This is a genomic window from Bradyrhizobium sp. USDA 4510 (assembly GCF_054059095.1).
This window is the reverse complement of record NZ_JBSSBT010000001.1, coordinates 3069012-3090057: the sequence shown is the minus strand read 5'-3', so window position 1 is coordinate 3090057 and position 21046 is coordinate 3069012. Positions and strand designations below refer to the sequence as shown.

The following is a 21046-nucleotide window of genomic DNA, read 5'->3' as shown; positions in this document are numbered from 1 at the left end:
TGATTGACACCAGACTGATGACCGACATGCTTCTGGCCCGTTGCTGCCGTCGGCCCGGATGTCCGCTTCGCTCCAACTGCTGCCGATCCCTCAAACTGAGGCTTCGCCTCGCAGGCTCCGGCCACTCTGCACGCTATAGTGCGCCACAATACTCTGTTCGTGGAAACGCGGTGGAATTCAGACACCGAGCGGGGTTAAGTAGAGGCCACAACTCGGACCAGCGCTCGTATATGAGAGGAGTGAGAACAGCTTCACCAAAACTACGCCAAACTGCGCGATAGCAGCCGGCCGCCCTACTCCCACTCAATCGTCCCCGGCGGCTTAGACGTCACGTCGTACACCACCCGATTCACACCCTTCACCTCGTTGATGATGCGCGTCGCGGTCTCGGCCAGGAATTTCATGTCGAACTGGTAGAAGTCGGCGGTCATGCCGTCGGTCGAGGTGACGGCGCGCAGGCCGACGACGTATTCGTAGGTGCGGCCGTCGCCCATCACGCCGACGGTCTTGACCGGCAGCAGCACCGCAAAGGCCTGCCAGATCGCATCATAGAGGCCGTGCTTGCGGATCTGGTCGATATAGACCGCATCGGCGTTGCGCAGGATGTCGAGCTTTTCCCGGGTGATGTCGCCGGGGCAGCGGATGGCGAGGCCGGGGCCCGGGAACGGGTGGCGGCCGACGAACACTTCGGGCAGGCCGAGCTCGCGGCCGAGCACGCGCACCTCGTCCTTGAACAATTCGCGCAGCGGCTCGACCAGCTTCATGTTCATGCGCGCCGGAAGGCCGCCGACATTGTGGTGCGACTTGATGGTCACCGACGGGCCGCCGGTGAAGGAGACGCTCTCGATCACATCAGGATAGAGCGTGCCCTGGGCCAGGAATTCGGCGCCGCCGATCTTCTTGGCTTCGGCCTCGAACACGTCGATGAACAGGCGCCCGATGGTCTTGCGCTTCACCTCAGGGTCGGTGACGCCTTCGAGCTCGCCCAGAAACTGCTTCGACGCGTCCACATGGACCAACGGGATGTTGTAGTGGTTGCGGAACAGGTCGACGACGGTCTTGGCCTCGTCGAGCCGCAGCAGGCCGTGATCGACGAACACGCAGGTGAGCTGGTCGCCGATCGCCTCGTGGATCAAGACCGCCGCCACGGCGGAATCGACGCCGCCGGACAGGCCGCAGATCACCTTGCCCGTGCCGACCTGGGCGCGAATCTTCTCGATCGCCTCCTCGCGGAAGGCGCGCATGGTCCAGTCGCCGGTCAGCCCCGCGACCTTGCGCACGAAGTTGCGCAGCAGCTTGGCGCCGTCGGGCGTGTGCACCACCTCGGGATGGAACATCAGGCCGTAATATTTACGCGTCTCATCCTGGATGATCGCGAACGGCGCATTCGGCGAGGTGCCGGCGACGGAGAAGCCCGGAGGCATCTTGGTGATGCGGTCGCCATGGCTCATCCACACCTGGTGCTTCTCGCCATGGCCCCAGATGCCGTCGAACAGCTGGCTGTCGGTCTTCACCTCGACATCGGCGCGGCCGAACTCGCGGTGGTGCCCGCCCTCGACCTCGCCGCCGAGCTGGGCCGCCAAGGTCATCTGGCCGTAGCAGATGCCGAGCACTGGAACGCCCGACTCGAAGATCAGCTGCGGCGCGCGCGGCGAGCCGGTCTCATGCACCGATTCCGGACCGCCAGAGAGGATCACCGCCTTCGGCTTCATCTCCTTGAAGGCGGCCTCCGCCTTCTGGAACGGCACGATCTCGGAATAGACGCCCATCTCGCGGACGCGGCGGGCAATCAGTTGCGTCACCTGGCTGCCGAAATCGACAATCAGAATCTTGTCATGCGCCGAGGCCACGGAGGGCGTCGACGGCGCTTGAACTGTGTCTTGGGCTGTGTGCTGGGCTGTCATGGCAAGCAGATACGCGACGGCGCCCGCCCCCGCAACCGCGCTCGAAGGGGCGCCCACATTCTTCTTTGGGCATGGACAAATCCGTATAGGTCAGTATTATTGACCTAATTTGGCCATAAGCCACATGGAGGAAACCAATGCCGGATTTTCACGACCCGCCCCGCCTTGCCGCGCTCGGCCGCGACTGGATCGCCGCCTGGAACGCGCGCGACCTCGAGCGTGTGCTGGCGATGTATGCCGAGGATGCCGAGATGACCTCGGACCGGATCCCGCCGCTCGGCTTCGGCGCGTCAGGCACCGTGCGCGGCAAGGTGAGCTTGCGGGCCTATTGGAGCACGGCGCTGGCGAAATTGCCCGAGCTGCATTTCGAGCTGATCGACCTCTATGTCTCGCCCGACAGCGTCGTCGTGTTCTACCAGAACGAAAGCGGCAAGAAGATCTGCGAGTATTTGCGGCTCGACGCCGAGGGGAAGATCCGGCAGGGCTCGGCGAACCATCTGGTGGGGTGAGGCTGCTTCTCAGCCGTCATTGCGAGCGAAGCGAAGCAATCCATTTTGTCCGCATATGCGGAACGATGGATTGCTTCGTCGCTTCGCTCCTCGCAATGACAGCAGAGGACTCGTAGGTTGAACAGAACGTCAGGAACCACGCGCATGAAAATCCCGACCCTGCCCTTCACCGTCACCGACTGGAACAAGCTCGAGCCTTCAGTGCATCCCGGCGAGACCGGACAGGCGCTGTGGCGCACGCTCAACATCGGCGAGCTGCGGGTCCGGATGGTCGAATATTCGCCCGGCTACCTCGCCGATCACTGGTGCGATCGCGGCCATGTGCTCTACGTCGTCACGGGCGAGCTCGACACCGAGCTGCGCGACGGCCGCAGATTCACGCTGAAGCCGGGCATGAGCTACCAGGTCTCCGACTTCGGCGACGCCGCACATCGTTCGTCGACGAAGACGGGTGCGACGCTGTTTATTGTGGATTGAACACACGTCGTCCGTCACCCCCGCGCAAAGGCTTCGCCTTTGTCGCTGGAGGAGCGCGTAGCGCGTCTCGAAGGGCGACGGCCCGGCTCCATCCCCGTCATTGCGAGCGTAGCGAAGCAATCCATCGCGCCGCTTGCCGAGACATGGATTGCTTCGTCGCTTCGCTCCTCGCAATGACGTGGAGAGAGTTCGCCCTTCGCTCACCGCCTCCGCGCAGCGACCTTCCTCACCTTCGTGTCCGCCCAGCCCAGCGGCTTGCCGCTCTTCGACGGCAGCACGAGCTGCCCGACCGCCTGGCCTGCCTGGTCGAGCAGCACCGAATGCGGCTCGCCGCGCGCAAAGAGATGCGCCTCGCCCCATTGCCGCAAGCCGACCACGATCGGGAACAGGTCGTGGCCCCGCTTCGTCAGCACATATTCCTGATAGGCGCTGCCGTCGGAGGCTGCGACCTGCTCGAGCACGCCGAGCTCGATCAGCGTGCGCAGCCGCGTTGTCAGCATGCCCTTGGCGATGCCGAGATTCTTCTGGAAGTCGCCGAACCGGCGCAGGCCGTCGAACGCGTCGCGCACGATCAGGAGCGACCACCAGTCGCCGATCGCATCCAGCGCGCGCGCCACCGGGCATTCCGCTTTGGCGAATCCGGTCCGCTTCATCGCGGCCAACCTTTCTCGATCACGATTCCGAACTGGTCCTAAAATAGGACTAGACAGCGCCCGGCGCAACTGGTCTCATTATGAGACCAGCTTGCGAATTGCAGCGGAGGCAAGATGACGAACCAGACCATGGCTGAGGCCCGGCCGGCCGAGGACCATCACAAGACAAACGACAAGCCCGGCGACACCATGGCTCGCGCTCTGTCGCCCGCCGTCGTGCTGCTGTTCGCCGTCGCCTGCGGGCTGAGCGTCGCCAACATCTATTTCGCGCAGCCGCTGCTGGACACCATGGCGCAGGATCTCTCCATCACGCCGGCGGTGATCGGCGGCGTCGTGACGCTGACCCAGATCGGCTATGCCTTCGGCTTGATGCTGATCGTGCCGCTCGGCGATCTCTGGGACCGCCGCAGGCTGATCGTCGGCCAGACCGTGCTGTCGGCGATCGCGCTCACCATCGTCGGCACCGCGCCGAACGCCGCGGTGCTGCTGGCCGGCATGGTGCTGGTCGGGCTGCTCGCCGTCGTGATCCAGGTGCTGGTCGCCTACGCCGCGACGCTGGCCGCGCCGGCCGACCGCGGCCGCACCATCGGCACCGTCACCAGCGGCGTGGTTTCGGGCATTCTGCTCGCACGGTTTGCCGCCGGCGCGCTGGCCGATCTCGGCGGCTGGCGCGTGGTCTACCTCACCTCGGCCGCACTGACGCTGGTGCTGGCGGCGCTGTTGGCACGCGCGCTGCCGCGGCATGCGCCGCAGCCGATGGCCGGATCGTCCTACGCCAAGCTGTTGCGCTCGACGCTCGCGCTGTTCGTCGAGGAGCAGGTCTTGCGCGAACGCGCGGTGTTCGCGCTCTTGATCTTCGCGAGCTTCAGCGTGTTCTGGAGCTCGGTCGTGCTGCTGCTCGCGGCACCCCCGCTCTCGTTGTCGCATACCACGATCGGGATGCTCGGGATCGCAGGCCTCGCCGGCGCGCTGGCGGCACGCAATTCCGGTCAGTTCGCCGACCGCGGCTGGGGGCAGCGCACCACCGGCTTGTCGCTGCTGCTGATGCTCGCCGGCTGGGTGCCGATCGCCTGCCTCAACACCTCGCTATGGCTGGTCGTGGCCGGCGTCCTGATGATCGACTTCGCGGTGCAGGCGATCCATGTCACCAACCAGAGCCTGATCGTCGCCGCGCGCCCCGACGCGGCGAGCCGGCTGGTCGGCGGCTACATGGTGTTCTACTCGATCGGAACGGGTTTTGGCGCGATCAGCTCGACAATGGCCTATGCCGCCGCCGGCTGGTCCGGCGTCTGCGTGCTGGGTGCCGCGATCAGCGCCTGCGCGCTGCTGTACTGGGTCATCGTGGTGAGCCGGACGCCGGTGCCGATTGGTGCGTGCTCCGAAGCGTAGTGGACACGCCCGTCGTTGCGAGCGAAGCGAAGCAATCCATCGTGCCGCAAGCGGAGAAATGGATTGCTTCGTCGCTTCAGCGCAAAATTGCTCTGCAATTTTGTCGCGAGCTCCTCGACGGCGGGGGAAGCGTTACGCCTTCCTCAGCACCGAGACGAAGAACCCATCCGTGCCGGTGCGGCGTGGCGTCATCAGCAGGCCTTCCGCTGACTGCAGCGCAGCCTCGGCAAAGGCTTCGGCCTTGTCCCACAGCACCGCTGCGGTCTGCTCCGGCGGCTGCACGGAGAACTCCGGATGCCGCGCGATGAAGGCCCTGACCTGCTCGCCGTTCTCCTCCGAGAGCACCGAGCAGGTGATGTAGGCGATCCGGCCGCCGCCCTTCACCAGCGGCGCGGCGCGCTCCAGGACCTCGGCCTGATCCTTCAGCCGCACCTCGAGCGCGCCGGGGCGCATGCGCCATTTGGCGTCGGGATTGCGGCGCCAGGTCCCGGTGCCGGTGCAGGGCGCGTCGATCAGCACGAGGTCGGCGGACGCCTTGATGTCGGACAGCACCTCCTCCTCGCCGCGCGGCGTGCGCACATCGCAATTGTGCACGCCGGCGCGCGACAGCCGCTCATGGATCGGCGCAAGCTGGCGCTTGTCGCTGTCGGTCGCCATCAGCCGGCCCTTGCCCTGCATCATCGCCGCCACCGCCAGCGTCTTGCCACCGGCGCCGGCGCAGAGGTCGATCACCTGCTCGCCGGGCTTGGCCGCCGAGAACAGCGCGGCGAGCTGTGAGCCCTCGTCCTGGATCTCGATGGCGCCCTTGATGAAATCCTCCTCGGCATGGATGCCCGGATTGCGCGCGTCGGCGCCGAGCTCGATGCGCAGGCCGAGCGGCGACCACGGCGTTTCCCTGGCGCCGAGATGCGACAGCCGCGACAGCACCTTCTCGCGCTTGCCGCGCAGCGTGTTGACGCGCAGATCGAGCGGCGCGCGGCTCGCCATCGCGGTCGCTTCCGCGGCGCGGTCGTCGCCGAACACCCTTGCCAGATGCGGGTCGAGCCAGTCCGGATAATCGCCCGCGACATGCGCCGGCGCATCCTCGAGCGAGCGCGAGGCCAATGCGGCCTCCTCGGTCGCGGTCAGCGGATCCGGCGCGAACCGGCCGCCGTCGCACAGCGCCTGGATCGTGGCGATGTCCATGCCGCGTTCGAGCTTCAGCATGCCGAGCACGCGCGACCGGGCGCTGGCGTCGTCCATCAAATAGGCCGCGGAGGATTGCCGGCGCAGCACGTCCCAGATCAGGCCGGAGATCGCGGCGCGATCGCCGGAGCCGGCATAACGGTGCGCGGTGCCCCATTCCTTCAGCGCTTTCGCCGCGGGAATGCGCTGTGCGTCGATGGTGGCGATCAGCTCGATCGCGGCGGAAAGCCGGGCAGCGGGGGTCATTGGTCTCTTTCGGTTGGGCGCATCAGATCAGCAGCAGCAGTCTGAGCGCGAAATACAGCCACATGGCCGCCAGCACCAGCGCGCCGGCGAACCAGGCGAGCGAGCGCGGCCGCACGTCGTTGGAGGTGACGAACACGCCGGCATGGGCAAATCGTGTCACCACGAACACCCAGGACATCAGCACGATGAACAGATCGGCACGGCGCAGCGGCAGCGCAATAGCGATCAGGACATAGAACAGGATCGGCAGCTCGAACTGGTTGGCGAAGCAGTTGCCGAACTTGGTGGCCTGGGCCGGCCAGTTCGGCTCGCGCAGCGCGATGTCGGCGATCTTGGTCTCGCCGCTCGTCAGAGCCCTCGTACGCGTCGTCGCCATGGCGAACAACAGCGCGAAGGTGATCCCGATCTGGATGAAGACCGGTAACAGAACCATTTGAACCGACATCAAAAATCTCCCTCAGCCGCGGGCGCCCGGCCGCCCTCTTAGCCGCGACTCGCCCCCAACACAATGAAGCGTGCGCGGTAACCCGTTGAACCGTAATCCGAGCCCGGGTGACCAACTCCCAGGACCAATGGCGGTTTCAGCCCCTCACGGTTGGCCCGATCAGCATCATCACCCTGATCCTCGACAGCGCGGCCCGGGCAGCGGCGTGCCCGGCATGGTGACGGCAGGACTCGCCGGCGTCGGTGCGGCAACTGGCGATCGAGCGACCGCCCAAGGCGCAAAACCAAACAACACATCAAACAGGGCTTCAAACGAGGCATCGAACAAGACGGCAAAATCGTCATCGTTCCGACTTCGCGCCGACCTATGCTCCGGCCGAAAGGAGCGATGCATGCCCCAATTTCGCCTGACACAGATCTCCGACACCCATCTCGCGCGCCGCTTCAAGCCGCTGATCGACAACTTTCATCGCGTCAGCGAGCACATCGACGCGACGCGTCCCGATCTCGTGCTCAACTCCGGCGACGTCTCGTTCGACGGGCCGACCAGCCGCGACGACCTCGCATTCGCCAAGGAGCTGCACAACGCGCTGCCGGTCGATTGCCTCTATCTGCCGGGCAATCACGACATCGGCGACAATCCGACCGCGGTCGGCCCCACGCCTTCACAATTGCCGACCGAGGAGACGCGCGGCGCCTTCACCTCGGTGCTCGGCGAGGACCGCTGGCATTTCGACGCTGCCGGCTGGTGCTTCATCGGGCTGAATTCGCTGATCATGAACACCGGCCTCGACAGCGAGGCCGAGCAGTTCGACTGGCTCGCAGGCGCGCTCGACAAGGCGGTCGGCAGGCCGGTCGCGCTGTTCCTGCACAAGCCGATCTATCTCGACCTGCCCTACGATGCCGAGCACGCCGAGACCGCGATCCGCTTCGTGCCGCAGCCGGCGCGCCGCCGCCTGATCGAGATGCTCGGCAAGGTCGATTGGCGTCTGGTCGGCAGCGGCCATGTGCACCAGCGTCGCGACTATACGTTCGAGCATGTGAGACACATCTGGGCGCCCTCGGCCGGCTTCGTCATCTCCGACGCGCGGCAGGAGGTGATCGGCATCAAGGAAACCGGTCTCGTCGAATACCGCTTCCAGCCCGACAGTTTCGAGGTCCGCCACCTCAGGGCGAAGGGCCAGGTCGATGTCGACCTGGACATGCTGCTCGGCAAGGAGCCGGCCTGAGCCGCGTCAGCTCCGCGCCGCGTCGTGCAGGTCCTGCTTGATCACGGTGAGCAGCGCCTGCAGCGTGTCCTTGTCGGGCTGTGGTGCCGCCTGCGCGGGCCGTACGCAAGCTACGTGCGGCATGAAGCGGACCGGCGTCGTGTCCGGCTGCTCCTCGACGAATTTTCCATGCAAGACGTCGTCGCGGCGGCCCATGACGAACATCGTCGCCCAATAGCCGACGGCGAGGAGAATGACCCCGAAAACAATAGCTTCAAAAATCATGGCTACACCTGAAATATAGCCATATTGAATCAACTGCTGCGGGTCTCCGTCAAGCAAATGGGGGCCAAAAGGCCCCCAAATCCCCGCCATTGTCGCGCTTTTGATACTTTGTTGCGCGGAATGGGAGCTTCCGGAGCCTGTAACTTAGGCCTTGTCCGGCCCGACCCGGACCAGTTGCTTGCCGAAATTGGCGCCCTTGAGCAGGCCCATGAAGGCCTCCGGCGCGCTGTCCAGGCCCTCGGTCACGAACTCCTTGTACTTGACCTTGCCCTCGCGCACCCACTGCGACATGTCGCGGAGGAAGTCGCCATGCATGGCGGCGAAGTCGCTGACGATGAAGCCGCGGAAGGTCAGCCGCTTGGTCAGGATGTTGCGCATCATCGCGCCGGCCCATTTCGGGGCATGCGCTTCGGTGTCGTTGTAATGCGCGATCAGGCCGCAGACCGGGATGCGCGCGAACGCGTTGAGCAGCGGAAACACCGCGTCAAACACCGCACCGCCGACATTCTCGAAATAGACGTCGATGCCCTTCGGGCAGGCTTCCTTCAGCTTGGCCGCGAGATTGGGATCGCGGTGGTCGAGACACTCGTCGAAGCCAAGCTCGTTCTTGACGTAGGCGCACTTGTCCTTGCCACCGGCGATGCCGATCGCCCGCGCGCCCTTGATCTTGGCGATCTGGCCGACCGCCGAGCCGACCGCGCCGGACGCCGCCGCGACCACCACCGTCTCGCCCGCCTGCGGCTTGCCGATCTCGAGCAGGCCGGTGTAGGCGGTCATGCCGGGCATCCCGAGTACACCGACCGCGGTCGAGATCGGCGCGATCTTCGGATCGATCTTGGCAAGGCCCTTGCCGTCGGACAGCACATGCGTCTGCCAGCCCGCGCGCGATAGTACGATATCGCCCTTGGCAAAGCCGGGATTGTTGGAGGCGATCACCTCGCTCACCGTGCCGCCTTCCATCACGCCTCCGACCGGCACCGGTGCGGCATAGGACGGACCGTCGGCCATGCGGCCGCGCATATAGGGATCGAGCGACAGCCAGATGGTGCGGAGCAGCACCTCGCCCGCACCCGGTGCCGGCGGCGTGTAGTCCTCGAGCCTGAAATTGGCCGACGTGGGCTCGCCGTGCGGGCGCGAAGCCAGAACGATGCGCTTTCCTTGGGACATGATTTCCTCTTGGGATGATTGGTTCGTGGCGCACACGTAGTCATGCAATCCACCTCCCCGCAAGGGAAATGGATTTGCTGTCTTCGCGTTGCGTTGTTTGAAATGTTGTTTGAAATGACAGCCATCATGCCAGGCACATTGGCGCCAACGCGATACCGTCACGTCGCGCGGTTCGCAGGGCCCCCTGGTGGCGGCAGTTTGTCACGGCGCGCCACCGGCAGACGAAGCAGCCGTAGTCAAGTCGCCTGACCCGACCTCGCGATCCGGCAGGGCGGAGCCAGGCGGTCAGGCGGCCCTCCATTGTCGCAACGAGGGCGGCCGCGCAGCTGATCGGCAACCGGTTTCCGGTCGCCCTCGAAACCTGAGTGGCGCAGGACTCCGGTCAGCTTCGCGGGACCGTCCGATGGACGTGAGGCTCTCCGAAGCATTGGGGTTACCTCTTGAGAGCCGATCAGCGTCTTCGCGCCGCAATGTGCGTTTGGTGGCGGCCGGATTCACCTTCGGCGAATTGGCAGCCGGTAGACCTATCTCTGCCGCGCGCGCCCGCGGCAAAAACGCGACCTATCAATCTGGCACTTGTCGGACTTTCGATTCGCTGTAATCTCGGACCATGCGGCACTCGCATGTCTGTTACCCAAAAATGGGGCAGGCATCACCATAACAGGAGCGAACCAACGCTTCGGTTTTTGGATCGAGACCGACATGGCCGGCGACGGATCGTATGATACGTTTCCCAAATTGCTGCTGCGAAACACGGCACAATTTGGCACGCGGCCAGCGTTCCGGCATAAGGATCTCGGCATCTGGCAGAGCTGGACCTGGGCTGAGGTTGCCGAGATCATACGTAGCTACGCCGCCGGCTTGCATCGCCTTGGCTTGCGGCCAGGCGAGACAATCGCGGTCGTCGGCTCCAATCGGCCCAAGCTTTACTGGACCATGATGGCAGCGCAGACGCTGCGCGCAATCCCCGTTCCAGTCTACTCCGATGCAGTGGCTGATGAGCTTGCTTTTGTTCTCGCTCACGCCGAGGTGACGCTGGTCGCAGCGCAGGACCAGGAGCAGGTCGACAAGGTCCTGTCGGTGTCCGACCGACTGCCGCAACTCAACAGGATTATCTACGACGAACCGCGCGGAATCGACGGCTACGACCACGGTCGACTGATCGCAATCGGCGATATCATCAATGACGGCCGCGCCGCGCTTGCAGCCGACCCGGCGCTTGGCGAACGGATCGATGAATCCATTCGGGCCGGCAACGGTTCGGACATCGCGATCATCCTCTACACCTCGGGAACGACCGGCGCGCCCAAGGGCGTCATGCTGTCGGCGCGAGGCTGCATCGATGCTGCAACCGACACCACGCGGTTCGACAAGTTGACCGACAAGGACGTGGTGCTGGCCTATCTGCCGCTGGCTTGGGCGGGCGATCATTACGTCAGCTATGCGCAAGGCCTGGTGGCCGGATTCTGCATGGCGTGCCCCGAGAGCAGCAACACAATCGAGCAGGATCGGCATGAGATAGGACCAACCTTCTACCTGGCCCCGCCACGCGGTTACGAGGCCATGCTGACGCGGCTGATGGTCCGGATGGAGGACGCGGCGCCGATCAAGCGGCGATTGTTCAGCTACTTTCTGGACGTCGCGCGGCGGTATGGCGAGCAAGTCTTGACGGGACGTCCGGTGCCGCTGTCAGGCCGATTGCTCTATGCGCTCGGACGCTGGCTGGTCTACGAACCTCTCAAGAACGTTCTTGGCCTGTCTCAGGTGCGCGTCGCATACACTGGAGGCGAAGCTATCGGTCCGGATCTGTTCGCGTTCTACCGCGCGATCGGACTGAACCTGAAACAGCTCTACGGCCAGACCGAGGCGTTCCTCTATGTAACGTGTCAGCCCGATGGCGAGATCTATCCGGATACGGTTGGTCCGCCGGCGCCCAACGTCGACATCCGCATCGCGGACTCGGGCGAAGTGCAGTTTCGCTCGCCCGGCATGTTCCTCGGATATTTCAAGGATCAGGCAAAGACCGCGGAAGCGATGACGTCCGACGGATATGTCAGGACCGGCGATGCGGGCTTTTTCGACGAGAAAACCGGGCATCTGAAGATCATCGATCGTGCGAAGGACGTCGGTCGATTGGCTGACGGCACGATGTGTTGCTCCCAAGTACCTTGAGAACAAGCTGAAGTTCTATCCCAATATCAAGGAAGCGATCACCTTCGGTGACTCCAGAGAGTTCGTATGCGCCATGCTCAACATCGACCCGGTCGCGGTCGCGAATTGGGCGGAACGCAACAACGTCGCCTACGGGTCCTATCAGGAGCTTGCCGGGCATCCGCTGGTCTACGACATGGTCGCCAAAGACGTTGCCGCGGTGAACCGCTCCCTGGCCGGGGAACCGGTGCTTGCGGGCGCCCAGATTCGCCGCTTCCTCATTCTGCACAAGGAGCTCGACGCGGATGACGGCGAGCTGACCCGCACGCAGAAAGTGCGCCGCCGCTTCATTGCCGAACGCTATGCGTCGTTGGTCACGGCACTCTACAACGGAGCGCATGACGCCGACATTTCCACGGAAGTCACGTTTGAGGATGGCCGGAAGGGCACGATCGCTGCACGAGTCGAGATTCGCGACATGCAAATCATCGGTCCGGCAGAATCGCTCGGAAGAGCAGCATGAGAGCGCCAAACGCCAACGAAATCCTGCTGCAGGTCGAGGGCGTGGCACTGGCCTTCGGCGGCGTCAAGGCGCTGCGGGACGTCTCGTTCAACGTCAAGAAAGGCGAAATTCGCGCCATCATCGGCCCCAATGGCGCCGGCAAAACCTCAATGCTGAACGTCGTCAACGGGTTCTATCACCCCAACCATGGCGCCATCACCTTCAAGGGAAGCACCCGGTCCAAAATGCAGCCGTTCGAGGCGGCGCGCGGCGGCATCGCGCGCACCTTTCAGAATGTCGCCCTGTTCAAGGGCATGAGCGCGCTCGACAACATCATGGCAGGCCGCACCTTGAAGGTGCGCCGGGGGCTGTTGTGGCAGCTGCTGCGTTATGGCCCTGCCCTCGCAGAGGAGATCGAGCATCGGCGCAAGGTCGAGGAGATCATCGACTTTCTCGAGATCGAGACAATCCGCAAGGTACCCGTCGGGCGTCTGCCATACGGCTTGCAGAAGCGTGTCGAACTCGGTCGCGCCCTGGCGATGGAGCCCGACCTTCTGCTCCTGGACGAGCCGATGGCAGGCATGAACCTCGAGGAGAAGGAGGACATGTCGCGGTTCATCATTGATGTGAACAACCATTACGGCACGACCATTGCCCTGATCGAGCACGACATGGCCGTGGTCATGGATCTGTCAGATCGCGTAGCGGTGCTTGATCACGGCGTGAAGATCGCCGACGGCACGCCTGATGAAGTGAAGAGAAGCCAAGCCGTCATCGACGCATATCTTGGCGTCGCGCATTGAGGTGCGTCCATGATCGCACTGGGTCAGTTTCTCGAGGTCCTGATCGGCGGATTGATGTCCGGCGTGCTCTATTCGCTGGTCGCGCTCGGCTTCGTGCTGATCTTCAAGGCATCCGGCGTATTCAACTATGCGCAGGGAGCAATGGTGTTGCTCGCGGGATTGGCGCTGGTTCGCGCCCTCGACCTCCTGGTCGCCAACGGCCTTCCGCTTTGGGTCGCGGTCATCCTCGCTATCGGCTTTGCCGCCGTGATCATGGCAGCAACCGCCTGGCTCATCGAGCGGTTCGTGATCGGACCTCTCGTCAATCAGGATGGCTTGACGCTGTTCATGTCGACGATCGGCGTGACATTCGTTATCGAGGGCGCCGCGGAGATGATCTTCGGATCGGATGTCTACCCGTTGCGGCTGTTCCCGACCGACGCCTGGTTCTTGTTCGAAGGCCTGTTCCCGGGCGGGATTCTGGTCAACAAGCTGGACGTCTGGGGCGCATTGATCGCGGGCGTCCTGGTCGCCGGCCTCGCGGTCTTCTTTCAGCGCACCAAGACCGGTCGCGCGCTCAGAGCCGTGGCCGACGACCATTTGGCCGCGCACTCGATCGGGATTCCAATCAGCTGGATTTGGTTCGTGGTCTGGCTCGTTGCCGGCCTCGTTGCGCTCGTCGCGGCGACCGTGTGGGGAACCAAGCTTGGCGTGCAGTTCTCCATCACGTTTCTCGCGCTGAAGGCTTTGCCGGTCCTGATCATCGGCGGCCTCACCTCCATTCCCGGGGCCATCGTCGGCGGGCTCATTGTCGGGGCCGGCGAGAAGCTCGCAGAGGTATATCTCGGTCCATCCATCGGCGGCGGCATCGAATATTGGTTTGCCTACGTGCTGGCGTTGGCGGTGCTGCTCTTGCGGCCGCAGGGCCTGTTCGGCGAACGCATCATCGAACGTGTCTGAGGCAGGGAGGTCGTTGTGCTCTATCGCGAAGCTGGCCAGTTCAAGGCGACCTATGCGGAGGATATGGCGATCTTCCCGATCCGGCAGGATCGTATCGCCCTCGCCGTCTTGCTCGCGATTGCTTTCATTGGCGTGCCGCTGTTGGCCACCTTCCGGATCTGGCCGTTCGGCACCGACTATCTGTTGTGGGCCATCCTGCTGCCCTTCCTCATCCTGGCGCTCGCCGCCATCGGGACGAACATTCTCGTCGGCTATTGCGGCCAGATTTCGCTCGGCAGCGGCGCGTTCATGGCCATCGGCGCCTATTCCGCCTACAAGCTGGCGACCGGCGTTCATATCCCGCTTGCCTGGCTTGGCTTCGCGATCGCGATCCCACCGTTGCCCGTGCTGGCATCCATTCTGCTTGGCGGGTTCATGGCGGCGGGTGCCGGAATCCTGTTCGGCATTCCCAGTCTCCGGATCAAGGGTCTCTACCTGGCGGTCGCAACGCTCGCCGCGCAGTTCTTCTTCGATTGGGCCTTCCTGCGGATCCCGTGGTTCACCAACTACGCCCCGTCGGGATCAGTGAATGCGCCGGAACTGGATTTCTTCGGCATGGTCGTTCGCTCGCCGGTCGAGCGCTACCTGCTGTGCCTGCTCTTCGTGACCGTGATGGCGGTGTTGGCGAAAAATCTCGTGCGCGGCAATCTCGGCAGGCAGTGGATGGCGATCCGCGACATGGATATTGCCGCCGAGCTGATCGGCATCAGGCCGCTTTATGCAAAACTGACGGCTTTCGCGGTCTCTTCGTTCATCATCGGGGTGGCGGGTGCGCTCTGGGCGTTCGTCTACCTCGGTTCATGGGAGCCGCTCGCGTTCTCGATCGACCGCTCGCTTGAGCTTCTGTTCATGGTCATCATCGGCGGGCTCGGCTCGATCATGGGTTCGTTCATCGGAGCAGCGTTTATCCTCATCGTGCCGATCATGCTGAATGTGATTCCGACCAAGCTCGGCCTGCCACTGTCGACGCAAACGATCACTCACCTCCAGTTCATCATCTTCGGATCCTTGATCTGCTATCTGCTCATCAAGGAACCCCATGGCTTCGCCCGGCTGATCTCGATCGGCAAGGAGAAGCTCAGGCTTTGGCCGTTTCCCTATTGAGGCAGTGATCGTGCCTTGATCGCAATCGGGTGACGGCCGCCGACAACGGAGAGGAAGGAAGTACCGCAAGGAGGATATCAATATGGCAAGTATTGCACACAGGTTACTGATACTCGCGACCGCCTTGGCCGGCGCGGCGCTTGGCGCACCGGCCGCAGCGCAAAACGAACAATTCATCCCAATTCTGTCTTACCGGACCGGACCGTACGCTGTGAACGGCGCGCCCTACGCAAACGGCGTGGTAGACTACTACAACCTGATCAATGAACGTGACGGCGGCATCAACGGCGTCAGGATTCTGATCGAGGAATGCGAGACGGGTTACGCGACCGACAAGGGAGTGGAGTGCTACGAGCGTCTCAAGAGCAAAGGACCAACCGGCGCGGCCTTCATCAATCCGCTGTCGACCGGGATCACCTTCGCACTCACCGAAAAGACCGCGGCTGACAAGATCCCGATCATTACGATGGGGTATGGCCGTGCCGATTCCAAGAACGGCGCGGTGTTCGCATATAATTTTCCATTGCTCGGCACGTATTGGTCCGCGGCCGACATCGCGATCCAGCACGTCGCCAAGGAACTCGGCGGCTTCGACAAGCTGAAAGGCAGGAAGATTTCGCTGCTGTACCATGACAGCCCCTACGGCAAAGAGCCAATTCCGATGCTGCAAGTGCTGGCGCAGAAGTACGGCTTTGAGTTCACGCCGATTCCCGTCACGCATCCCGGCGTCGAGCAGAAGTCGCAATGGCTGGCGATCCGCCAGCACCGGCCGGACTATGTCCTGGTCTGGGGCTGGGGCGTCATGAACAGCACGGCAATCAAGGAAGCGGCCGCCGTCGCCTATCCGCGCGACAAGATGATCGGTGTTTGGTGGTCAGGCGCGGAGCCGGATGTGACGCCGGCGGGCGATCAGGCCAGCGGCTACAAATCGTTGATGCTTCAGCATGGCGCAGGAAAATTCCCCGCGCACGCCGACATAGAGAAGTACGTCTACGCCAAGGGAAAGGGTTCGACAGAACCTGGCAAGATCGGCGAAGTTCTCTACAACCGCGGCATCACGAATGCCATGCTCGGCGTAGAGGCGATCCGCAAGGCGCAAGAAAAATTCGGCAAGCAACCGCTGACGGGCGAGCAGGTCCGTTGGGGGCTTGAGAACCTGATACTCACCGAAGCACGAATCAAGGAGCTCGGCTTTGAGGGAATGTTGAAGCCGGTCAGCATTTCCTGCTCCGACCACGAAGGCGCGCGCTACGGGCGCGTCCAGCAATGGGATGGCAAGGGTTGGAAAGTGATCTCCGACTGGTACACGGCTGACGAATCGCTCATCGAACCGCTCGTCGCCGACGTGTCCGCGAAGTATGCCGCGGAGAAGAAGATCAAGCCGCGCGACTGCGCGAAAGAAACCTGACCCGTGCGAGTGATCCGGGAGGCAGGATTGCCTGCTCCCGGATCGCAGCCCCTGCTCGGTTTGGAGGTCCGCGCATGTCAATCGCCAAGGTCGTCACCGCTGCGACGGAAGCGGCAGCGCTGATTTTATCGGTCAACAATATCGAGGTTGTCTACGATCACGTCATTCTCGTGTTGAAGGGCGTCTCGCTGGAGGTCCCGCGAGGCGGCATTGTTGCGCTTCTCGGCGCCAACGGCGCCGGCAAGACGACGACGCTGAAGGCGGTCTCCAATCTGCTGCACGCAGAGCGCGGCGAGGTCACCAAGGGCTCGATCCTGTTCAACGGCGTCGAGGTGAAGTCCCTGTCGCCAAACGAGGTGGTGCGACGCGGCTGCATCCAGGTGATGGAGGGGCGGCGCGCCTTCCCTCATCTGACGGTCGAGGAGAACATCCTGACCGGCGCCTTTACACGGACGGACGGCAAGCTCGCGATCGCGCAGGACCTTGAACGTGTCTACGCTTATTTCCCCCGCCTCAAAGAGCGACGCAGTTCCACCGCCGGCTATACGTCGGGCGGCGAACAGCAGATGTGCGTGATTGGCCGCGCGCTGATGTCACGCCCGAAGATGATCCTGCTCGACGAACCATCGATGGGCCTCGCGCCGCAGATCGTCGAAGAGATCTTCGAGATCGTGAAGGATCTCAACGCCAGGGAAGGTGTGTCGTTTCTTCTCGCCGAGCAGAACACCAATATGGCGCTCAGATATGCAAGCCACGGCTACATCCTCGAAAACGGCCGCGTGGTGATGGACGGCGAAGCGCACGCCCTTGCCGCGAACGAGGACGTCAAGGAGTTCTATCTTGGCGTCGCCGGAGAGAAGCGAAAATCATACCGCGATGTGAAGCACTACAAGCGACGCAAGCGCTGGCTCGCCTAGCGGATGACGGCATCCCGGGCTCCCGGGACTCCGGGTTCGGCCCTTCGGACCCCCCCGGAATGACGGTGCTGGGGCTTACACCCCGCCCGGATAGTTCGGGGCTTCGCGCGTGATGGTCACGTCGTGGACGTGGCTCTCGCGCAGGCCGGCGCCGGTGATGCGGACGAATTCGGCCTTGTCGTGGAAATCCTTGATGTCCTTGGCGCCGACATAGCCCATCGCCGCTCTGAGGCCGCCGGCGAGCTGGTGCATCACATTGCCGACCGGGCCCTTGTAGGGCACCTGGCCCTCGATGCCTTCGGGGACGAGCTTCAGCGTGTCCTTGATGTCCTGCTGGAAGTAGCGGTCGGCCGAGCCGCGCGCCATCGCGCCGACCGAGCCCATGCCGCGATAGGCCTTGTAGGAGCGGCCCTGCCACAGGAAGACTTCGCCCGGCGTCTCGTCGGTGCCGGCGAGCAGCGAGCCGACCATGGCGATGTCGGCACCGGCGGCGAGCGCCTTGGCGAGGTCGCCGGAATATTTGATGCCGCCGTCGGCGATCACGGGCACGTCGGCCTTCTTCGCCGCGGCCACCGCGTCCATGATCGCGGTAAGCTGCGGCACGCCGACGCCGGCGACGATGCGTGTGGTGCAGATCGAGCCCGGGCCGATGCCGACCTTGATGCAGTCCGCGCCGGCATCGATCAGCGCCTGCGCGCCGCCCTCGGTCGCGACGTTGCCGGCCACCACCTGCACCGCGTTGGAGAGCCGCTTGATGCGGTTGACGGCATTGAGCACGTGGCGCGAATGGCCGTGCGCGGTGTCGACCACGACGACGTCGACGCCGGCATCGATCAGCCGCTCGGTGCGTTCATAGCCGGTCTCGCCGACCGTGGTGGCGGCGGCGACGCGCAGGCGGCCGTGCTCGTCCTTGCAGGCGAGCGGATGGGCGACCGCCTTCTCGATGTCCTTGACGGTGATCAGGCCGACGCAGCGATACTGGTCGTCGACGACGAGCAGCTTCTCGATGCGATGCTTGTGCAGCATCCGCTTCGCCTCGTCCTGGCCGACGCCCTCGCGCACCGTGACGAGGTTCTCGTGCGTCATCAGCTCCGAGACCTTCTGCCGGGGATCGCTGGCGAAACGCACGTCGCGGTTGGTCAGGATGCCGACCAGCTTGCCCGGCACGTTCTTGGCGGCACCGGTGACGACCGGAATGCCCGAGATGCCGTTCTCCTTCATCAGGGTCAGCGCATCGGCCAGCGTGGCGTCGGGGCCGATGGTCAGCGGATTGACCACCATGCCGGACTCAAACTTCTTGACCTGCCGCACCTGCGCGGCCTGCCCTTCCGGATCGAAGTTGCGGTGGATGACGCCGAGACCGCCGGCCTGCGCCATCGCGATCGCCATGCGCGCCTCGGTGACGGTGTCCATCGCGGACGCCATGATCGGAATGTTGAGCGAGATTGCGCGGGTGACGCGCGAGCGAATATCGACTTCCGAGGGAAGCACGTCGGACAAACCGGGCTTCAGCAGCACATCGTCGAACGTGAAGGCTTCGCGGATAGCCGGAAATCCCGTGGCCATTGCCAACTCCTTTATCTGCGGCCCAGCCGCGATGGTCTTACGGATGAACGCCGCCTGCGGCGACGCTCGCTGCGTCACCGTCGAATCGGCGCCCATCGGTGGGGTTGACGCTGGTCGATAGCATGGCGGCATGACGAATCAAAGTGTTTGCCAGCCATGCACAGGCCTTTTTAGGGAGCCGGTTCAGGGCGCCCGGTAACCCGGCGGCGGCCCATGGCGGCGGATCGCCTCGACCATTTCGCGATGGCGCCGGTCCTCGCGCTTCATGTGGACCGCGATCAGGGCATGGGCCGACGGCACCAGCAGCAACACGTGGAAAAACAGCCCGAAAACCGCGCAAAACACGATCAGGACCAGATTAAAGATGGCCGAAAACGGCTGTCCGTTCAGGAGCAGTCCGATCGGCGGCAGGAGAGCGGCAAGGACGTAGATCACGGCGAACCTTTGGACACGGGCGGATGCATACCAGCGTCACGCAGGATTTAGGGCGTTTGGCCGGTTCCGCAATAGCGTGGCCGAGGGCAGGATGATATGGCCCGCTCGCCCGCCTTTTCAGCACAGCTGTCCTGTTTTGATGAACAAGCAACGCCTGATCCCGCTCATCGTGGCCACCGCCCTGTTCATGGAGAACATGGACTCCACGGTGATCGCGACCTCGCTGCCGGCGATCGCCGCCGATATCGGCACCAGCCCGCTGACGCTGAAATTGGCCATCACCTCCTACCTGCTGTCGCTCGCGGTGTTCATCCCGGCGAGCGGCTGGACCGCGGACCGCTTCGGCGCCCGCATCGTGTTTGCCGGCGCCGTCGGCGTGTTCATGCTGGGCTCGATCGGCTGCGCACTGTCGTCCTCGGTGACCGATTTCGTGTTCGCCCGCATCCTGCAGGGCCTCGGCGGGGCGATGATGACCCCGGTCGGTAGGCTGGTGCTGCTGCGCTCGGTCGACAAGAGTGCGCTGGTCAACGCGATGGCCTGGGTGACGGTCCCGGCGCTGATCGGCCCGGTGATCGGGCCGCCGCTCGGCGGCTTCATCACCACCTATTTCTCCTGGCACTGGATCTTCCTGATCAACATCCCGATCGGGCTGCTCGGCATCTTTCTGGCGCTGAAATACATCGATCCGATCAAGAGCGAGGATCCCGAGCGCTTCGATCTCGTGGGACTGGTGCTGGCCGGGATCGGCCTCGCCGGCATCGCCTTCGGGCTGTCGGTGGCCGGGCTCAATCTGCTGCCGTGGCCGATCGTCGCCGCGCTGGTCGGTGTCGGCACGGTCTCGATGACGCTTTACGTCATCCACGCACGGCGGACCGGTTCGCCGGTGCTCGATTTCGGCTTGCTGCGGCTGCCGACCATGCGCGCGTCGATCGTCGGCGGCTTCATGTTCCGGCTCGGCATCGGCGCGCTGCCGTTCCTGCTGCCGCTGTTGATGCAGGTCGGCTTCGGCCTGTCGCCGTTCCAGTCCGGTCTCGTCACCTTTGCCTCGGCGGTCGGCGCCATGGGCATGAAGACGCTGGCGGCGCGCATCATCCGCGCCTTCGGTTTCCGCAACATGATGACCGTCAACGCGGTGGTCAGTTCGGCTTTCCTGGCCGCCTGCGCCCTGTTCACGATCTCGACGCCGCTGATGCTGATCTTCACCATCCTGGTGGTCGGCGGCTTCTTCCGCTCGCTGCAGTTCACCGCGATCAACACGGTGGCCTATGCCGAGGTCGAAGCGCCGCAGATGAGCCGGGCCACCACCCTCGTCAGCGTCAATCAGCAGCTCGCAGTGTCCGCGGGCGTCGCGGTCGGCGCGTTCTCGGTTGAAACCACGCTGGCGCTGCACCACCAGACCGAGCTCTCCGCCGACGTGTTCGCGCCGGCCTTCATCGTGGTCTCGTTGATCTCGGCGGCCTCGGCCTGGTTCTTCTGGCAGATGCCGGCTGAGGCCGGCAACGAGATCGCCGGCCGCAAGGCGATCGACATCTCGAGCCGCAAGGGCGCCGAGAAGCGCGCCGCGACCGAAGCCGTCAAGGTCGCGACCGAGGACACCCAGAACGCGCGCGATCAGCGGCTCGGCTAGTCGATCGAACTAGCCGTTTCCGAGGCACGGACACCGCGAGTCGCCGTCAGGTCACGACCAGGCCCATCAGGGGTGGCCGGTCATTCCG

At 64.0% G+C, this 21046-nt stretch carries 18 protein-coding genes and 1 pseudogene; 11 read left to right on the top strand and 8 right to left on the bottom strand.

All coding sequences use genetic code 11. From position 1 onward, the window contains the following. Window positions 1-293: 293 nt before the first annotated feature. Entirely contained in the window at window positions 294-1904 is a 1611-nt protein-coding gene (gene guaA / locus ACVMDN_RS13810; protein WP_076826747.1) for a glutamine-hydrolyzing GMP synthase, read from the bottom strand. Between the two features lie 137 nt (window positions 1905-2041). Here guaA and ACVMDN_RS13805 point away from each other — a divergent pair, with 137 nt between their 5' ends. Both ACVMDN_RS13805 and ACVMDN_RS13800 read left to right on the top strand, forming a co-directional pair. Continuing rightward, window positions 2042-2413, top strand: a complete 372-nt coding sequence (locus ACVMDN_RS13805; RefSeq protein WP_076826626.1) for a nuclear transport factor 2 family protein — start codon at window positions 2042-2044, stop codon at window positions 2411-2413. Window positions 2414-2557: 144 nt separating this feature from the next. Further along, window positions 2558-2890: a DHCW motif cupin fold protein gene (locus tag ACVMDN_RS13800; RefSeq protein WP_076826624.1), complete on the top strand. Its 333-nt coding sequence runs from the start codon at window positions 2558-2560 to the stop codon at window positions 2888-2890. A 200-nt stretch (window positions 2891-3090) separates the two neighbouring features. Here the strand turns inward: ACVMDN_RS13800 and ACVMDN_RS13795 are convergent, their stop codons facing one another. Next, complete coding sequence (locus ACVMDN_RS13795; RefSeq protein WP_076826623.1) at window positions 3091-3543, bottom strand: winged helix-turn-helix transcriptional regulator; 453 nt, start codon at window positions 3541-3543, stop codon at window positions 3091-3093. Between the two features lie 114 nt (window positions 3544-3657). Between ACVMDN_RS13795 and ACVMDN_RS13790 the strand changes: the two genes are divergently transcribed. Continuing rightward, complete coding sequence (locus tag ACVMDN_RS13790; protein WP_076826621.1) at window positions 3658-4932, top strand: MFS transporter; 1275 nt, start codon at window positions 3658-3660, stop codon at window positions 4930-4932. A gap of 132 nt (window positions 4933-5064) precedes the next feature. On the opposite strand, the gene ACVMDN_RS13785 is transcribed toward ACVMDN_RS13790, so the two are convergent. Both ACVMDN_RS13785 and ACVMDN_RS13780 read right to left on the bottom strand, forming a co-directional pair. After that, on the bottom strand, window positions 5065-6363 hold the full coding sequence (locus ACVMDN_RS13785; protein ID WP_076826620.1) for an RsmB/NOP family class I SAM-dependent RNA methyltransferase: 1299 nt from the start codon (window positions 6361-6363) through the stop codon (window positions 5065-5067). Between the two features lie 22 nt (window positions 6364-6385). Further along, window positions 6386-6808: an MAPEG family protein gene (locus tag ACVMDN_RS13780; RefSeq protein ID WP_076826618.1), complete on the bottom strand. Its 423-nt coding sequence runs from the start codon at window positions 6806-6808 to the stop codon at window positions 6386-6388. Window positions 6809-7199: 391 nt separating this feature from the next. On the opposite strand from ACVMDN_RS13780, the gene ACVMDN_RS13775 reads away from it, so the two are divergent. Beyond that, window positions 7200-8036 (top strand): metallophosphoesterase family protein, encoded by an 837-nt coding sequence (locus tag ACVMDN_RS13775; protein ID WP_076826616.1) that lies wholly within the window; start codon window positions 7200-7202, stop codon window positions 8034-8036. Window positions 8037-8042: 6 nt separating this feature from the next. Here ACVMDN_RS13775 and ACVMDN_RS13770 read toward each other — a convergent pair whose 3' ends face one another. Next, a complete protein-coding gene (locus ACVMDN_RS13770; protein ID WP_307720386.1) occupies window positions 8043-8390 on the bottom strand; it encodes a hypothetical protein in 348 nt (115 codons plus the stop codon). Window positions 8391-8444: 54 nt separating this feature from the next. After that, window positions 8445-9467: an NADP-dependent oxidoreductase gene (locus tag ACVMDN_RS13765; RefSeq protein WP_076826615.1), complete on the bottom strand. Its 1023-nt coding sequence runs from the start codon at window positions 9465-9467 to the stop codon at window positions 8445-8447. A gap of 702 nt (window positions 9468-10169) precedes the next feature. Between ACVMDN_RS13765 and ACVMDN_RS13760 the strand changes: the two are divergent. The 6 genes and pseudogenes from ACVMDN_RS13760 (at window position 10170) to ACVMDN_RS13735 (ending at window position 17330) form a co-directional block, all read left to right on the top strand. After that, a pseudogene (locus ACVMDN_RS13760) lies at window positions 10170-12141 on the top strand (AMP-binding protein). After that, window positions 12138-12923 carry an ABC transporter ATP-binding protein gene (locus tag ACVMDN_RS13755; protein ID WP_050386723.1) on the top strand — a complete coding sequence of 262 codons (786 nt, stop codon included), beginning with the start codon at window positions 12138-12140 and terminating at the stop codon, window positions 12921-12923. Before ACVMDN_RS13760 ends, ACVMDN_RS13755 begins: the two are co-directional and overlap by 4 nt. Before the next feature lie 9 nt (window positions 12924-12932). Then, entirely contained in the window at window positions 12933-13862 is a 930-nt protein-coding gene (locus ACVMDN_RS13750; RefSeq protein WP_080667122.1) for a branched-chain amino acid ABC transporter permease, read from the top strand. 15 nt (window positions 13863-13877) lie between these two features. Further along, window positions 13878-15005, top strand: a complete 1128-nt coding sequence (locus tag ACVMDN_RS13745; protein WP_141339946.1) for a branched-chain amino acid ABC transporter permease — start codon at window positions 13878-13880, stop codon at window positions 15003-15005. 82 nt (window positions 15006-15087) lie between these two features. Further along, complete coding sequence (locus ACVMDN_RS13740) at window positions 15088-16413, top strand: ABC transporter substrate-binding protein (RefSeq protein WP_076826610.1); 1326 nt, start codon at window positions 15088-15090, stop codon at window positions 16411-16413. A 74-nt stretch (window positions 16414-16487) separates the two neighbouring features. After that, window positions 16488-17330 (top strand): ABC transporter ATP-binding protein, encoded by an 843-nt coding sequence (locus ACVMDN_RS13735; RefSeq protein ID WP_057019776.1) that lies wholly within the window; start codon window positions 16488-16490, stop codon window positions 17328-17330. A gap of 75 nt (window positions 17331-17405) precedes the next feature. On the opposite strand, the gene guaB is transcribed toward ACVMDN_RS13735, so the two are convergent. Beyond that, window positions 17406-18896, bottom strand: a complete 1491-nt coding sequence (gene guaB, locus ACVMDN_RS13730; protein WP_028344677.1) for an IMP dehydrogenase — start codon at window positions 18894-18896, stop codon at window positions 17406-17408. Between the two features lie 183 nt (window positions 18897-19079). Continuing rightward, window positions 19080-19331 carry a hypothetical protein gene (locus ACVMDN_RS13725; RefSeq protein ID WP_076826608.1) on the bottom strand — a complete coding sequence of 84 codons (252 nt, stop codon included), beginning with the start codon at window positions 19329-19331 and terminating at the stop codon, window positions 19080-19082. A 139-nt stretch (window positions 19332-19470) separates the two neighbouring features. Here ACVMDN_RS13725 and ACVMDN_RS13720 point away from each other — a divergent pair, with 139 nt between their 5' ends. Further along, a complete protein-coding gene (locus ACVMDN_RS13720) occupies window positions 19471-20958 on the top strand; it encodes a DHA2 family efflux MFS transporter permease subunit (RefSeq protein ID WP_028344675.1) in 1488 nt (495 codons plus the stop codon). The last annotated feature ends 88 nt before the right edge of the window (window positions 20959-21046 follow it).

What these genes read in the sequence shown, in the direction of transcription:
- guaA (WP_076826747.1), bottom strand. Translation starts at nt 1,904, where the DNA reads ATGACAGCCCAGCACACAGCCCAAGACACAGTTCAAGCGCCGTCGACG.
- ACVMDN_RS13805 (WP_076826626.1), top strand. Translation starts at nt 2,042, where the DNA reads ATGCCGGATTTTCACGACCCGCCCCGCCTTGCCGCGCTCGGCCGCGAC.
- ACVMDN_RS13800 (WP_076826624.1), top strand. Translation starts at nt 2,558, where the DNA reads ATGAAAATCCCGACCCTGCCCTTCACCGTCACCGACTGGAACAAGCTC.
- ACVMDN_RS13795 (WP_076826623.1), bottom strand. Translation starts at nt 3,543, where the DNA reads ATGAAGCGGACCGGATTCGCCAAAGCGGAATGCCCGGTGGCGCGCGCG.
- ACVMDN_RS13790 (WP_076826621.1), top strand. Translation starts at nt 3,658, where the DNA reads ATGACGAACCAGACCATGGCTGAGGCCCGGCCGGCCGAGGACCATCAC.
- ACVMDN_RS13785 (WP_076826620.1), bottom strand. Translation starts at nt 6,363, where the DNA reads ATGACCCCCGCTGCCCGGCTTTCCGCCGCGATCGAGCTGATCGCCACC.
- ACVMDN_RS13780 (WP_076826618.1), bottom strand. Translation starts at nt 6,808, where the DNA reads ATGTCGGTTCAAATGGTTCTGTTACCGGTCTTCATCCAGATCGGGATC.
- ACVMDN_RS13775 (WP_076826616.1), top strand. Translation starts at nt 7,200, where the DNA reads ATGCCCCAATTTCGCCTGACACAGATCTCCGACACCCATCTCGCGCGC.
- ACVMDN_RS13770 (WP_307720386.1), bottom strand. Translation starts at nt 8,390, where the DNA reads ATGGCGGGGATTTGGGGGCCTTTTGGCCCCCATTTGCTTGACGGAGAC.
- ACVMDN_RS13765 (WP_076826615.1), bottom strand. Translation starts at nt 9,467, where the DNA reads ATGTCCCAAGGAAAGCGCATCGTTCTGGCTTCGCGCCCGCACGGCGAG.
- ACVMDN_RS13755 (WP_050386723.1), top strand. Translation starts at nt 12,138, where the DNA reads ATGAGAGCGCCAAACGCCAACGAAATCCTGCTGCAGGTCGAGGGCGTG.
- ACVMDN_RS13750 (WP_080667122.1), top strand. Translation starts at nt 12,933, where the DNA reads ATGATCGCACTGGGTCAGTTTCTCGAGGTCCTGATCGGCGGATTGATG.
- ACVMDN_RS13740 (WP_076826610.1), top strand. Translation starts at nt 15,088, where the DNA reads ATGGCAAGTATTGCACACAGGTTACTGATACTCGCGACCGCCTTGGCC.
- ACVMDN_RS13735 (WP_057019776.1), top strand. Translation starts at nt 16,488, where the DNA reads ATGTCAATCGCCAAGGTCGTCACCGCTGCGACGGAAGCGGCAGCGCTG.
- guaB (WP_028344677.1), bottom strand. Translation starts at nt 18,896, where the DNA reads ATGGCCACGGGATTTCCGGCTATCCGCGAAGCCTTCACGTTCGACGAT.
- ACVMDN_RS13720 (WP_028344675.1), top strand. Translation starts at nt 19,471, where the DNA reads ATGAACAAGCAACGCCTGATCCCGCTCATCGTGGCCACCGCCCTGTTC.